This is a genomic window from Anaeromassilibacillus sp. An250 (assembly GCF_002159845.1).
Taxonomy (GTDB): Bacteria; Bacillota; Clostridia; order Oscillospirales; family Acutalibacteraceae; genus Anaeromassilibacillus; species Anaeromassilibacillus stercoravium.
In genome coordinates, this window is record NZ_NFJK01000002.1 from 120536 (window position 1) to 132704 (window position 12169).

At 55.2% G+C, this 12169-nt stretch carries 11 protein-coding genes and 1 other annotated feature; of the genes, 10 read left to right on the forward strand and 1 reads right to left on the reverse strand.

Annotated elements, in window-relative coordinates:
* The first annotated feature begins 63 nt into the window (after positions 1-63).
* The 5 genes from B5F54_RS02160 (at position 64) to B5F54_RS02180 (ending at position 5723) form a co-directional block, all read left to right on the forward strand.
* Positions 64-1287 carry a glucose-1-phosphate adenylyltransferase gene (locus B5F54_RS02160; protein ID WP_087229886.1) on the forward strand — a complete coding sequence of 408 codons (1224 nt, stop codon included), beginning with the start codon at positions 64-66 and terminating at the stop codon, positions 1285-1287.
* Complete coding sequence (gene glgD, locus B5F54_RS02165; protein ID WP_087230299.1) at positions 1287-2402, forward strand: glucose-1-phosphate adenylyltransferase subunit GlgD; 1116 nt, start codon at positions 1287-1289, stop codon at positions 2400-2402. Before B5F54_RS02160 ends, glgD begins: the two co-directional genes overlap by 1 nt.
* A gap of 49 nt (positions 2403-2451) precedes the next feature.
* Positions 2452-3876 (forward strand): glycogen synthase GlgA, encoded by a 1425-nt coding sequence (gene glgA / locus B5F54_RS02170; protein ID WP_087229889.1) that lies wholly within the window; start codon positions 2452-2454, stop codon positions 3874-3876.
* 113 nt (positions 3877-3989) lie between these two features.
* Complete coding sequence (locus tag B5F54_RS02175; protein ID WP_140400309.1) at positions 3990-5285, forward strand: glycoside hydrolase family 3 protein; 1296 nt, start codon at positions 3990-3992, stop codon at positions 5283-5285.
* On the forward strand, positions 5286-5723 hold the full coding sequence (locus B5F54_RS02180) for a hypothetical protein (protein WP_140400310.1): 438 nt from the start codon (positions 5286-5288) through the stop codon (positions 5721-5723). It abuts the gene before it with no gap.
* 212 nt (positions 5724-5935) lie between these two features.
* Here the strand turns inward: B5F54_RS02180 and B5F54_RS02185 are convergent, their stop codons facing one another.
* Positions 5936-6676, reverse strand: coding sequence for a helix-turn-helix domain-containing protein (locus B5F54_RS02185; protein ID WP_087229898.1), 741 nt, complete (start codon positions 6674-6676; stop codon positions 5936-5938).
* Between the two features lie 358 nt (positions 6677-7034).
* Between B5F54_RS02185 and B5F54_RS02190 the strand changes: the two genes are divergently transcribed.
* The 5 genes from B5F54_RS02190 to B5F54_RS02210 all read left to right on the forward strand — a co-directional run bounded on the left by B5F54_RS02190 (position 7035) and on the right by B5F54_RS02210 (position 12167).
* Entirely contained in the window at positions 7035-7769 is a 735-nt protein-coding gene (locus tag B5F54_RS02190) for a histidine phosphatase family protein (protein ID WP_087229901.1), read from the forward strand.
* A 37-nt stretch (positions 7770-7806) separates the two neighbouring features.
* Positions 7807-8035 (forward strand) — a binding site (T-box leader).
* A 51-nt stretch (positions 8036-8086) separates the two neighbouring features.
* Positions 8087-9799, forward strand: a complete 1713-nt coding sequence (leuA, locus tag B5F54_RS02195; protein WP_087229904.1) for a 2-isopropylmalate synthase — start codon at positions 8087-8089, stop codon at positions 9797-9799.
* A gap of 180 nt (positions 9800-9979) precedes the next feature.
* Positions 9980-11053 (forward strand): 3-isopropylmalate dehydrogenase, encoded by a 1074-nt coding sequence (gene leuB / locus B5F54_RS02200; protein WP_087229907.1) that lies wholly within the window; start codon positions 9980-9982, stop codon positions 11051-11053.
* A gap of 80 nt (positions 11054-11133) precedes the next feature.
* The gene (locus tag B5F54_RS02205; RefSeq protein ID WP_087230302.1) at positions 11134-11823 is read left to right on the forward strand and encodes an AzlC family ABC transporter permease; all 690 of its coding nucleotides are present in this window, start codon (positions 11134-11136) and stop codon (positions 11821-11823) included.
* Positions 11820-12167 carry an AzlD domain-containing protein gene (locus B5F54_RS02210; RefSeq protein ID WP_087229910.1) on the forward strand — a complete coding sequence of 116 codons (348 nt, stop codon included), beginning with the start codon at positions 11820-11822 and terminating at the stop codon, positions 12165-12167. Before B5F54_RS02205 ends, B5F54_RS02210 begins: the two co-directional genes overlap by 4 nt.
* Positions 12168-12169: the final 2 nt, after the last annotated feature.

The following is a 12169-nucleotide window of genomic DNA, read 5'->3' on the forward strand; positions in this document are numbered from 1 at the left end:
GGCGGACGTTGATACATGGAAATCCCTTCACAATGAAATATGAAGCCAAGGAGGAATCTCATTATGATGCCAAAACAAGAAGTCGTCGCCATGCTCCTTGCAGGCGGCCAGGGCAGCCGGTTGGGCGTGCTCACGAAAAACCTGGCAAAACCCGCTGTTCCATATGGTGGCAAATACCGTATTATCGACTTTCCGCTCTCGAACTGTGTGAATTCCGGCATTGAGAGCGTGGGCGTCCTTACCCAGTACCAACCCCTGTTGCTCAACGAGTACATAGGCAGCGGCCAACCGTGGGATCTCGACAGTATGAACGCCGGTGTGCGCGTCCTGCCGCCGTATCAGCGCAGCCGCAAGTCCGACTGGTACAAGGGCACAGCTAACGCGATTTATCAGAACATCAACTTTATTGAGCGCTATAATCCCGATTATGTAGTGGTCCTGTCCGGCGACCATATCTATAAGATGGATTACTCCAAGATGGTGGCATTCCATAAGGAGCACGATGCAGCGTGTACGATTGCCGTCATCGAAGTCCCCATGGAAGAGGCGTCCCGTTTTGGCATTATGAATACGAACGAGGACGGTTCCATCTATCAGTTCGACGAGAAGCCAAAGGTGCCGAAGAGCAATAAGGCTTCCATGGGTATTTATGTATTTACCTGGAGCAAACTGCGCAAATATTTGGAAGAGGACGAGGCCAATCCGAAATCCTCTAACGACTTCGGCAAAGACGTCCTGCCGGCCATGTTGAACGCAGGCGAGCGCATGTTCGCTTATCCGTTCCAGGGGTATTGGAAGGATGTTGGGACCATTGAAAGCCTCTGGGAGTCCAATATGGACCTGCTCAATCCCAATGTGGATCTGGACTTGAGCGAAGAGAGCTGGAAGATCTATTCCCGCAACCCGGTTATGCCGCCGCATTATGTTGCAAAAGACGCCAAGGTGCAAAATTCCCTGGTGGCAGAGGGATGTAATGTCTATGGCGAGATCGACTTTGCCGTCCTGTTTGCCGGCGTGTACATTGCTCCGGGCGCACAGGTCAAGGATTCGATCATCATGCCGGGCGCGCGCGTAGAAGAGAACGCCATTGTCCAATATGCCATTGTCGCAGAGAATGCGGTCATCGGCAAGGGCAGCGTCGTCGGCGCACGGCCGGAAGACATGGAAAATAAGGACGAATGGGGTGTTGCGGTCGTTGGTAGCGGCTGCGTCCTAGCTCCGGGCACAACCGTACCCCCCAAGGCGATGATTGATGCGGATACACTTGCAGAGGAGGGGTCAAAATGATTCGCGGAAACAATATACTGGGAATTCTGTTTGCCAATGTCCACGAGGAAAAGATCCGGGAATTGACGGAGAAACGCACCATGGGTTCTGTACCCTTTGGTGGACGGTACCGTCTGATTGATTTCCCGCTGTCAAATTTGGTCAATTCTGGCATTAACAAGGTCGGTGTTGTCACAAAGGGCAATTATCAATCCCTGATGGATCACCTTGGCTCCGGAAAGGCTTGGGATTTGTCCCGCAAAAGCGCGGGCTTGTTCATGCTTCCCCCGTTCGGCCATGAGTCCTTGATCAACAACAGCCGGGTTGAGTCCCTGGAATCCAGCATGCGGTTTCTGACGAATTCCCAAGAGGAATATGTCATTCTGAGCGACTGTGATGTAATCTGCAACATCGATTATCGCGATGTGATGGCGTTCCATTTGAAGAACCAGGCGGATATTACGGTAATCTACCGGTATGGGAAGCTGCCGAAGATGATCAGCAATCCTTCGGTATACACCATCGATCCGGATGGCCGTGTGCGGGATATGGTCATCAGCCCGCGGCAGAGCGGCGAGTGCAATTTTGGCATGAGCATGCTGCTGATGCGCCGCGACCTGTTGATCCAGATGGTGACCGAGTGTGTGAGCCGCAATTTGTATAATTTTAAACGTGATTTCTTACAGCGGAATATCGAGAAGTTCCGCATTTATGCCTATGAATTCACGGGCTTTGCGCAGAATATCTGCTCGATGAATTCCTATTTTGAGGCAAATATGGCCCTGATGCTGCCCAAGGTGCGCAGCCAGCTGTTTGACCCGAACCGCCCGATCTATACCAAGGTGCGTGACAATATGCCCGCCCGGTATGGCCTCGGCGCAAACGTCAGCAACTCCCTTGTGGCGGACGGCTGCGTAATCGAAGGTTCTGTGGAAAACTGCGTGTTGTTCCGCGGGGTGAAGGTCGATAAGGGCAGCAAGTTGGAGAACTGTGTGATTATGCAGGACAGCGAGATCGGACCGAACTGTAAACTCAACTATGTTGTGATTGACAAGGACGTTGTCATTAAGAACGACCGTTCCCTCATGGGATTCCAGTCTTATCCGGTCTTTATCAGCAAGGGAAGCGTGGTCTGATTCGGCCGCGCAACGTGCAGCATGGAAAAGAAGGAGGAGACATTCAAATATGAAAGTATTGTATTGTACCAGTGAGGCACGGCCGTTTGCCGCTACGGGCGGTTTGGCGGACGTGGCGGGCTCCTTGCCCCAGGCATTGCGCGAGCGGCTGATTGGCTGCCGCGTCGTGATGCCGCTGTATGAAGAGGTCCCGCAGGAGCTGCGCGACAACATGCGCTTTGTCACCAGCCTGTCCGTACCGGTGGCATGGCGGCGTCAATATTGCGGCGTGTTTGAGGCGCGGTCCGGCGGTGTGATTTACTATTTGATCGACAATCAGTATTATTTTAAGCGCAAGGGGCTTTACGGCCACTATGACGACGCGGAGCGCTTTGCATTCCTCTCTCGCGCTGCATTGGAGATGCTGCCCTATATCGACTTTAAGCCGGACATCATCCATTGCAACGATTGGCAAACCGCCCTTGTGCCGATCTATTACAGCATCTTCTATGCGAACAACGAGTGGTACCGTGGCATCAAGACGATTATCACCATCCATAACATCCAGTACCAGGGGAAATATGGCAAAGAATTGGTCGAAGACGTGCTCGGCATCCCGAAGTCGGAGAACCATATCCTGGAATATGACGATTGTGTCAACCTGATGAAGGGTGCGATTGAAACCGCGCACCGCGTGACAACCGTCAGCCCGACGTACGCGCAGGAGATCCTCGACCCGTGGTACTCCCACGAGCTGGACGGCATCCTGCGGGAGCGTTCCTGGAAGCTCACCGGCATCCTGAACGGCATCGATACGGTCAGCTATGACCCGGCGACGGATAAGGATATCTACGCCAACTATTCGGCGGACGATTTCAGCAACAAGGCGGAAAACAAGCGCGCTTTGCAAGAACGCCTCTGCCTGGCCCAGGACCCGGATGTGCCGTTGATCGGTATGGTCACCCGCATGGTGGCCCATAAGGGCCTCGACCTCGTCAAAGAGGCGCTGGATCAGCTGATGTGGGAGACAAACGCCCAGTTCGTCATTCTGGGTTCGGGCGACTTTGAATATGAGAACTTCTTCCGCGATATGCAGAACAAGTACCCGGGCCGGCTGTGCGCCTGCTTCGGGTTTGTTCCGGAGCTGTCGCGCAAGATTTATGCGGGTGCGGACATTTTCCTGATGCCCAGCAAGAGTGAGCCCTGCGGTCTGGCGCAGATGATTTCCCTGCGTTATGGCACGATCCCGGTGGTACGCGAAACCGGCGGCCTGAAGGACTCCATCCAGGACAGCGGCGACGGCTACGGCAACGGCTTTACGTTCCGTACCTACAACAGCGGCGACATGCTCCATGCGTTGCATCGCGCAATCGACGGATATTACAACCGCGACGGCTGGAGAATTCTCGTGGAGCGCGCCATGCGCTGCGACAACAGCTGGGGCAAATCCGCCAACGAATACATCCGTTTGTACCGCGAACTTGTCAAAGAATGAAATTTGTGATAGAGTGTGTTTGAACATACACTCTGGCAAAAGGAAACAACCTGCCGGGTCTTTCGGCAGGTTGTTTTTGCTTTACAAGGGCCGGAAGGCCGGGAGGGACAAACGTGAAACGGAGAAGCGTCCTATTTCTTATGATAGCCGTCCTATTGCTTTTCGCTGTGGGATGTGCAGCGGGCCCAGCGAAAACGGAGGAACCGAATTCGTCATCATCCAGTATGTCCGTTCCGTCGGAAAGCGAATCCAGCGCTCCTCCGGCCGAGACAGAGGAGCGACCAGAAGAGCCGGAGGGCAGTGCTTCCGAAGAGAGCGATGCTTCATCTTCGGGACAATCTGCTGTTCCAGCTGGGCCAGCAACGACGCAAGAGCTTTTTGCAGAGGGATATCCGGAGGCGCAGGAACTGCTGGAGAACATGACCCTGGAGGAAAAGGTGGCACAGGTATTCCTGTTCCGCTGCCCTTCGGAAAATGCGCTGGCGGCGGTGCAGACGTACCAGCCCGGCGGTTTTATGCTCTTTGCAAAGGATTTTGATGGCAAAACGGCGGAACAGGTCTGTGCCGAGATGGAATCCTACCAGCAGGCCAGCAAGATCCCGATGTTTTTGGCTGTGGACGAAGAGGGCGGTACGGTTGTGCGCGTCAGCCGCAATGCGAACCTTGCGCCAAAACCGTTCCAATCGCCGCAGCAGGTGTTCCAATCGGGCGGTATGCAGGCCATTGTAGACGATACCGTCCAGAAGACGCAGTTGCTGCAATCGCTCGGGTTGAATGTCAACCTCGCGCCCGTGGCGGATGTATCCACCAACCCCGCCGACTTCATGTATGCGCGGACGTTCGGCCAAGGGGCGGCGGAAACGGCGGACTATGTGAAGAACTCCGTGGCCACGTACAACCAGCAGCGGATGGCCTGCGCATTGAAGCATTTTCCCGGCTATGGGAACAATGTGGATACCCACACGGGGATAGCGGTCGATCACCGTCCCTACGAGACGTTTATGGAATCGGACTTTTTGCCGTTTGCGGCGGGCATTGAAGAGGGCGCGCCGATGGTTCTGGTGTCGCACAACATCGTGAACTGCATGGATTCGGAGCATCCGGCCTCGCTTTCGCCCGAGGTACACCGGGTTTTGCGTGAGGACCTCGGCTTTACGGGGTTGATTTTAACCGATGATCTGTCGATGGAGGCGATCCCGGCATATACCGGAGGGGAAAACCCCTGTGCGGCGGCGATCAACGCGGGCAACGACCTGCTGTTATCCTCCGATTTGCAGGCGGATTACAACGCACTCTCGGCTGCTGTGCAAGACGGGACCGTGACGGAGGAACGGCTGGACGAATCGGTGCTGCGGATTTTGGCGATGAAATGCTGTACACAATATCAATTGGAAAGGGTTGTAGGATAGATGCGATTGACAGAAATGCAGGAAGAGTTGCTTTTGTGCATGCGGGGAGCCCGCTTCCCCATGGCGCGGTTTGAATTGCACAACGATGCAGAAAAAGAACTGGTTATGACCGCACTGGACAATGTGTATATGGAACACCCTGAGGAGGAAATGGGACTGGTCAAGAAGCGTGGGGAGGCCCTGCGCGGCTTGGAGGAACGTGGTTTGATTTCCATCGATTTTGACGCACCGGTTTGGGTGGCGGGCGACCATATCGTCTATTATAAAAGTAAAATTTACGAACTGCTCTGCCATACGGCGTTGGAAGCGTCGCGCACGGTGGAGGGGTGCCTGTTCAATTTGCCCGTCCTGCGCAAAGGGTATGCGGAGCTGACGCCGCGCGGCCGTCAAGAGACGCGACGCTTGTTGGCCCGCCACCGTATGGAGCAGCACGGCTGAAGAAAAACGTGGCGCGTTGGCGAAGGCCGCCTTATGCCCGGCTGGATTGCCTTGATGCGGATGGCGGAAAAGGAGGTTTTGGGAATCTCTCAGTTTTTTCTACAGGGATAAAGAAGACGCAAAAACGCCGTTCCACGTTCTGTGGGACGGCGTTCAAACGATTGTTTGCATTTTAGAAGGGTTCCTGCTATAATGGGATTGATTTCCAGCGGTCACTTCCGGACGATCGAATGCAGGGCATGCGTTTTTTCTGCGGGCTTTTTCCCGCCGCCCATCCGGCCTTCCGCGTTTTGGATTAGATTAAACAGGGAAGAGGCAAAGAGCGGGTATTCTTCCGAGATCTGTTCCGGGGAGAGAAGCGGGGCTTGGTCTTTCCTTAGCCCTTCCATCTCGTCCACATCTTCCCCACAGGCGAGCGCCTCTGCATTGGAAATGGCGACGTCCTGCGCTGCATTGGAGCGGCCGTCGCTCAACCGCTGCGGGACGGAGAACAAGCCCTGCGGATTTTTCCCGTTGGCCGAGTACAACAGGCGGAACGCCTTGTATACGGCAACGCTCAAAAAGGACGAAATCTCTGTGGTCAGGTGCTTGTTGTTGCATTTTTGCAGAATGCCATAGATCACATTCAGGGAATTGGCGATCAGCTTCTTATTTAAGGTGGGCAAAAGGCTGCCCTTAAACACATTTTCCTTGCCAGCGGCGTCCGGTTCCGGGAGATCCTCCACAGTGATCATAGCGCCGCTGCGGTGTGGGGAGCGGCCAAGGAGATAATCGGTGGAGACGTTGTAGAAGTCCGCGACCTTTACAACGAATTCAAGCCCACATTCCCGGATGCCCTTTTCGTAGTGGGAAAGCAACGCCTGGGAAACACCCAGCTGTTCCGCGGCGCTTTTTTGGCTTAAACCGCGCTCCTTGCGCAGCAGCGTGATAATCCTTGGAAAATGACTGTTCATGCTGTTCTCCACCCCTATGTTGGAAAGTATTTCAAGACGCGCTCCAAAGCGAGTGCATCCTATCAAATCATAAGCAAGAGCCGCGCAACCGCAAAATTCCAAAATCCTTTATGCTCTGCGTTTCCGCTGTAGATCAAAAGCCCCATTTCGACCCATTATTTGGCCGGGGCACACGCAGCGCGCGTCGAAAAAGCGTATTTTTTGCAGAATAACGTATAGTAAAGTATATACTAAATACAACATTTTGTAAACCACTAGATGCAGTGTGATTTGCTCGCTAAGACACAAGAACAAGTAGCAATGGAAATGTTATTTTGAAAGGTGGTGGACGGCGGGCAATAGGCTCCGCCGCTGTTTTATGAAATCCTATACCATTCATTTGATCCGGCATGGAATCACGGAGGGGAACCTGCTGGGGCAGTACATCGGCCGGACGGACTCCCCGCTCGCCGCGGAGGGGATTCGGGCTTTACAGGATCTCAAAGAAAAATACGAGTATCCCGAGGCGCAAGCCTATTACTGCAGCCCGATGAGCCGTTGTATAGACACCCTGCGCATCCTGTATCCAGAGGCAGAGCCCGTGCTGGTGGACGGTTTCCGCGAGTGCGACTTTGGTGATTGGGAAGGAAAGACCGCCAAGCAATTGGCCGAGGAAGACCCCAGCTTCTTGCAATGGATGGAGAGCAGCCACAGCGTGGCCCCGCCGAACGGCGAGAGCACCGGCGTGCTGGTGCAGCGCACCTGCGCCGCTTTTGAGAATCTGGTGGAGGAGCTGATGCGCTCCGGCACCACATCGGCCGTGGTTGTGGCCCATGGAGGCACGCTGATGTCCATCCTTTCTGCGTACGGCCTTCCGCGCGCCAGCTTCTATGACTGGATGACCGAGAACGGCTGCGGCTATTCCCTGCGGATTACGCCGGGCCTTTGGATGCGTTCCATGGTGGCAGAGGTGTACGACACCATCCCGGCCGGACGCAGCGCAAAGGGCGGCGACGAAAAATTCATCATCGACCTAGCGCGCGAGGCCGCGGACCGGACCTATCGCAACAAAGGCCAACAATTGGATGGAAAAAATGCGCCGCCGGAGGGTTGACATTTTCGGAAAGAAACGTTAATATTAATACTATAGAGAAAAGGCGATGACGGGAATAAGACTTGCGTTTTTTCTTCAGAGAGCCAGCGGGTGGTGCGAGCTGGTGCAAAGGCGCTTGTGTATAGCTCATCCCCGAGCTGCCGGTTTGACCCGCTGTGTAGGACCGGACGTATGGCTGCGTTATAAGCAAAGGCCTTGTTGGAGGCTGAAGGGCGCGTAAGCGCTGAATTTGGGTGGTACCGCGGATTTGTAAATTCGCCCCGAACTTTCGTTGGAAAGTTCGGGGCTTTTTTTATTCTATATAGGAGGACATTGCTATGTACGAAGGCTTTCACAAGTATATTCCCTTTCAACCGGTCCCGTTGCCGGATCGCACCTGGCCGGATAAAGTGATCACAAAAGCGCCTACTTGGTGCAGCGTCGACCTGCGCGACGGCAACCAGGCGTTGATCGACCCCATGAACCTCGAGGAAAAGCTGCGCTTTTTCCAAACGCTGGTGGACATCGGCTTTAAGGAGATCGAGATCGGCTTCCCGTCCTCTTCCGAGACGGAATACGAGATTTGCCGCACGCTGATCGACCGCAACCTGATCCCGGACGATGTGACCATCCAGGTGCTGGTGCAGGCGCGCCCGCACTTGATTAAAAAGACCTTTGAGGCCATCCAGGGCGCCAAAAATGTGATCGTACATTTTTATAATTCCACCTCGACTTTGCAGCGCAAAGTGGTGTTTAAGACCGATATGCAGGGCGTCATCGACATTGCCGTCAACGGCGCAAAGCTCATCAAAGAGCTCACCGACGAAGAGGTCGCCAGGACGGGGATGAACATCCGCTATGAGTATTCGCCGGAGAGCTTCTCCGGGACTGAGATGGACAATGCAGTCGCCATCTGCGAGGCGGTCATGGACGTCTTGCAGCCCACGCCGGAGAACAAACTGATCCTGAACCTCCCCAACACGGTGGAGATGAGCACCCCGAACCATCACGCGGATCAGATCGAATATTTCTGCCGCCATATCAAAAACCGCGACAGCGTCATCATCAGCCTGCATCCGCACAACGACCGCGGTACGGCGACGGCCGCCACCGAGCTGGGCCTCCTGGCAGGCGCGGAGCGTGTGGAAGGGACCCTCTTTGGAAACGGCGAACGCACGGGCAATGCGGACATCATGAATGTCGCGATGAATATGTATTCCCAGGGCGTGGACCCGGAGCTGGATTTCTCCAACATCCGTGAGATCCGTGAAATTTATGAAAAATGCACCCGCATGAAGGTGCATGACCGCCATCCCTATGCGGGCAACTTGGTGTTTACAGCCTTCTCCGGTTCGCATCAGGATGCCATCAAAAAGGGAATCGACTACATGCGCGAGCACGATACCCAGTATTGGGAGGTTCCATATCTGCCGATCGACCCGGCGGACGTCGGACGCAAATACGAGCCGATCATCCGCATCAACAGCCAGTCCGGGAAGGGCGGGGCTGCGTTCATCATGCAGCAGAGCTTTGGCTATGAACTTCCCAAGGCCATGCATCCGGAGTTTGGCGCGATGGTCAAGGCCGCCTGCGACGAAGCCGGCAGAGAACTCCTGCCGAACGAGATCTTCGACATTTTCCGCGCCCATTATCTGGACGTCAAATATCCGTACAATCTCAAGAAATACAAACTCTATGAAGAAAACGACACGGAAGGCGAGACCGTGGTACACTTTGAAGGCAATCTGCGCTTCCGCCATGAGGATCATCTGATCAGCGCGGCGGGCAACGGCCCGATCGACGCATTCTTCAAGGCGCTGCGCACCGTGGGCATCCACGACTATAAATTCGTCACCTACCGTGAACACGCCGTCTCAGAGGGCGCGGACTCTAAGGCAATTTCGTATATCCAGCTGACTGCGCCGGATGGCAGGACGGTCTTTGGTGTGGGTATGGACGGCAACATCAGTTTGGCGTCCATCAAAGGCATTATCTGCGCCATCAACCGCGCTTGCAGCGAGCAAAAGGACCCGGAGGGGGAAGCGAAGTAAGGAGTACCCTCCGTTCGAAAGAGGAAAGCGGAGACGGGTTTGTCTCCGCTAAAACCTTAAAAAGATGTTTTGCCAGATGAAAAATCTGATAAAGATTCAGAGATGCAAAGAAAATCGTTTGTGTGTTTGATTTGGAATATACACGATCGAATGATGTTATATAATTAGGAGGTACATTCAATGAATACATACAAAATTGTATTGTTGAAGGGCGATGGGATTGGGCCCGAAATCGTTGACCAGGCGGTCAAAGTGTTGAACAAAGCCGGGGAGAAGTTCGGCTTTGCGATCCAGTATGAGGAGGCCCTCTTGGGGGGAAGCGCGATTGACGCGGCAGGAACCCCGCTTCCACAGGAGACCATCGACAAATGCAAAGCTGCGGACTCCACGCTGCTGGGGGCAGTGGGCGGCCCCAAATGGGATACTCTGCCGGGGGACCAGAGGCCGGAAAAAGGGCTTCTGGGGATCCGCGGCGCCCTGGGGCTGTTTGCCAACCTGCGTCCAGCGGTTATTTTTGACGAACTGCGCGATGCCTCCCCGCTGAAGGCGGAGATCATCGGCGGAAAGCTCGACGTGATGGTGGTCCGCGAGCTGACCGGCGGCATCTATTTTGGAGAGCGCGGCCGCAAGGAGGTCAACGGCGTCCCGGCGGCGTACGATACCGAGATGTACACCGTGCCGGAGATCGAGCGCATTGCGCGCGTGGCGTTTGACATGGCCCGCAAGCGCGGCAAGAAGCTGTGCAGCGTGGACAAGGCAAATGTTTTGGAATCCTCCCGGTTGTGGCGTGCAACGGTTGCCCGCATCGGCGCGGAAGAGTACCCGGATGTAGAGCTCAGCAATATGTATGTGGACAACTGTGCCATGCAGCTGGTGCGCAACCCGCAGCAGTTTGACGTGATCGTCACATCGAATATCTTCGGGGACATCCTCTCCGACGAGGCCTCGATGATCAGCGGCAGCATCGGTATGTTGGCGTCCGCAAGCCTGGGCTCCGGAAAAGCGGGCTTGTACGAACCGATCCATGGCTCCGCCCCGGACATCGCGGGGACGGGCAAGGCGAACCCCCTGGCGACCATCCTGTCGGCTGGAATGATGCTCAAATACTCGTTGGATCAGCCGGAGGCGGCGCAGGCCATTGAGGATGCGGTTTCCGCTGCGTTGAAGCAGGCGCGTACGCCGGATATTGCGGCGGAGGGCCTCCGCACCGTCAACTGCACGGAGATGGGCGATCTGGTTTGCAGCCTTCTTTGAGAGGGATCACAGAAAGAGTTGGAGCGATTGAAAGAGTGGAACAGACAGCTTTGACCTTCCGGAAGGGTCTCAAAGATGGCATGCCCATCTGCCTCGGCTATCTCAGCGTATCCTTTGCCTTTGGTATCATGGCGACGCAAGGAGGGCTGCCGGTATGGGTGGCGCTGCTGATCTCCATGACCAATTTGACGTCCGCGGGCCAGGTGGCAGGGACGCAGCTGATCTTGGCGGGCGGGACATATGTGGAGATTGCGGTCACAACGTTTATCATCAATATCCGCTACATGTTGATGTCGCTGTCCCTTTCGCAAAAGGTGGAGTCGCGGATGACGAATCTGGAGCGTTGGGTGTTGGCCTTTGGGATTACGGATGAGATTTTTGCGGTTGCCATCCAGCAAAAGGAGGAAGTCAACGCAAAATACCTATCTGGCTTGGTGATTACGCCCTATGTGGGCTGGGCCCTTGGGACCCTGCTCGGCGCGACCGCCACGGGCCTTCTGCCGGATTCCCTGCGCAACGCCCTGGGGATTGCGATCTACGGCATGTTTATTGCGATTATCATCCCGCCTGCGTGCAAGGCAAAGCCCATCGCCATGGTGGTGCTGCTTGCGACGGTTTTGAGCTGCTGCTTCAAGTGGCTGCCCATCCTGAACCAGATTTCCTCGGGCTGGGTGATTATCATCTGCGCGGTTGTGGTATCCGCTTACGCGGCGGCGCGCTATCCGATCGATGACGAGCCAGCGCCGGAAAAGGCAGGTGGGACGGGATGACGTTCGACTTGCAGCGGGTGCTGCTCTCCGTGGCGATCATGGCGGTGGTGACGTATATCATCCGCGTATTGCCGTTGGCCATTTTTAAAAAGAAAATACAAAACCGGTTTATCCGATCCTTTTTGGCCTACGTGCCCTATGCGGTACTGGCGGCCATGACCTTTCCGGCGATCCTGTTCTCCACCGCGGAAGCGGTGACGGTGCAGAGCGTCGTCAGTGCGGCCGCAGGGTTATTGGTAGCCCTGGTGCTGGCATACAAAGACAAGGGATTGCTCACGGTCGCCGTGGGAGCGACGGCAGCGGCTTTCCTGGTGGAACAGATTACAAGGATTTTTTCGGTATAAAA

Excerpts from the sequence above, each read along its gene's own strand:
- B5F54_RS02160 (WP_087229886.1), top strand. The coding sequence starts at position 64 with ATGATGCCAAAACAAGAAGTCGTCGCCATGCTCCTTGCAGGCGGCCAG.
- glgA (WP_087229889.1), top strand. The coding sequence starts at position 2,452 with ATGAAAGTATTGTATTGTACCAGTGAGGCACGGCCGTTTGCCGCTACG.
- B5F54_RS02180 (WP_140400310.1), top strand. The coding sequence starts at position 5,286 with ATGCGATTGACAGAAATGCAGGAAGAGTTGCTTTTGTGCATGCGGGGA.
- B5F54_RS02185 (WP_087229898.1), bottom strand. The coding sequence starts at position 6,676 with ATGAACAGTCATTTTCCAAGGATTATCACGCTGCTGCGCAAGGAGCGC.
- B5F54_RS02190 (WP_087229901.1), top strand. The coding sequence starts at position 7,035 with ATGAAATCCTATACCATTCATTTGATCCGGCATGGAATCACGGAGGGG.
- leuA (WP_087229904.1), top strand. The coding sequence starts at position 8,087 with ATGTACGAAGGCTTTCACAAGTATATTCCCTTTCAACCGGTCCCGTTG.
- leuB (WP_087229907.1), top strand. The coding sequence starts at position 9,980 with ATGAATACATACAAAATTGTATTGTTGAAGGGCGATGGGATTGGGCCC.
- B5F54_RS02205 (WP_087230302.1), top strand. The coding sequence starts at position 11,134 with ATGCCCATCTGCCTCGGCTATCTCAGCGTATCCTTTGCCTTTGGTATC.
- B5F54_RS02210 (WP_087229910.1), top strand. The coding sequence starts at position 11,820 with ATGACGTTCGACTTGCAGCGGGTGCTGCTCTCCGTGGCGATCATGGCG.